Source organism: Kitasatospora sp. NPDC057518 (assembly GCF_042802075.1).
In the GTDB taxonomy this organism is placed as follows: Bacteria; Actinomycetota; Actinomycetes; order Streptomycetales; family Streptomycetaceae; genus Kitasatospora.
Genome location: NZ_JBHVEU010000787.1, coordinates 1 through 1,512, shown reverse-complemented (window position 1 = coordinate 1,512; position 1,512 = coordinate 1). Strand labels below are relative to the sequence as shown.

Genomic DNA, 1,512 nt, shown 5'->3' with positions numbered 1-1,512 from the left:
CGTCCGCGGCGGGCCCTGGGTACGGGGCGGGGGGAGCGGTCAGTCGCGGCTCAGGCCGCGGTCCAGCGCGGCGATCGCGCTGCCCTGGGCGTCGTCGCCGTCCAGCGACCAGACCATCACCCCGGCCAGGTCGTTCCAGCGCGTGTACCGCGCCTTCTGGGTGAGCACCTCGGCGGTGTCGTAGCTGTAGAACGTGGTGCCGTCGTACTTCCAGGACGCGCCGTGGTCGCGGTCCAGGTAGACCTTGCCCGGCAGCGCGTTGATCTCCTGGTACGAGTGGTCGGGCGCGGACGCGGTGGCGCTCTGGAAGAGCCCGCCGCGCTTGCCGGGGGCGACGCCGGTCCAGCCGTGGCCGTACAGCGGGGCGCCGAGGACCAGCTGCTCGGCGGGCAGGCCGCGCTCCTGGTAGTGGTCGGCGGCCTGGTCGGCACTGCGCCGGCGCGGGTCCGGGTCGGCCGGGTCGGAGTACAGCGGGGCCTGGTGGTTGGCCGGCCCCTTGCCCTCCCACGGGCCGTGCAGGTCGTAGGTCATCAGGTTCAGCCAGTCCACCGACTCGCTCAGCTGCGGCAGTTCGAGCCGGTCGGCGACCGTCTCGTTGGCGGCCACGGCGGCGGTCAGCAGGTACTTCTTGCCCTTCCGGCCGCTCAGCGCGTCCAGCTGGTCGCGGAACTCCTGCATCAGCAGCGTGAAGTTGTGCCCGTCCTCGGGGCGGACCACGTTGCCCGCGTCCCCGCCGCCGCCCGGGTACTCCCAGTCGATGTCGATGCCGTCGAAGACGCCCGCGGCGGCGCCCTTGCCGCCCTCCGGGGAGTCCGCCAGGACCGGCAGGTCGCCCTTGACGTAGAGGTCGATGCAGGAGGAGACGAACTTCTTGCGGGCCTCGTCGGTGGCGGCCGCGTCGGAGAAGTACTTGGACCAGGACCAGCCGCCCAGCGAGATGACCGTGCGCAGCTGGGGGTTCTTCGCCTTGAGCTTGCGCAGCTGGTTGAGGTGGCCCTTCAGCTTCTGGCCCGGGGCGTCGGCCACGCCGTCCACCGACTCGGCGGCGGAGAAGGAGCGCTGGTAGTCGTTGCGGGCGTCGCCTTGGCCGGCCTCGTTGCTCTCGAAGCAGGTGCCCTCGGCGGAGACGTTGCCGAAGGCGTAGTTGATGACGGTGAGCCTGGCCGCCTGGCCGGACTCCTGGACCCTCTTCGCGGAGCTGTCGGCGCCCCACTGGGTGAAGTAGCCGACCCGTTGGCCCTTCAGCTTCGGGCCGTGCCGTCCGTCGGCGGCGTTGGCGGTGGCGGGGGCGGCGAGCAGCGCGGCGACGGTGGCGGCGGCGAGCAGGGCTGAGGCGCGAGTGGGCATACCGGACCTGTTCTCTGAAGCGGCGTCAAATGGTCTGGACCAGATGGCACAGAGGTTTAGTCCATCCGCCGTTCACCGCACAAGGGGGCGACCGCAACCGGCGCAGTATGCAAAAAGCTGTTGCGAGAAGCCGTCGCAAAAAGAGGAGGCCGGACCGCGGGATGC

The 1,512-nt window shown here is 71.2% G+C and carries 1 protein-coding gene; it reads right to left on the bottom strand.

All coding sequences use genetic code 11. From position 1 onward, the window contains the following. Nucleotides 1-39 precede the first annotated feature (39 nt). Nucleotides 40-1,347 carry a glycoside hydrolase family 18 protein gene (locus ACFU7Z_RS39410; protein WP_049648976.1) on the bottom strand — a complete coding sequence of 436 codons (1,308 nt, stop codon included), beginning with the start codon at nucleotides 1,345-1,347 and terminating at the stop codon, nucleotides 40-42. Between the last annotated feature and the right edge of the window lie 165 nt (nucleotides 1,348-1,512).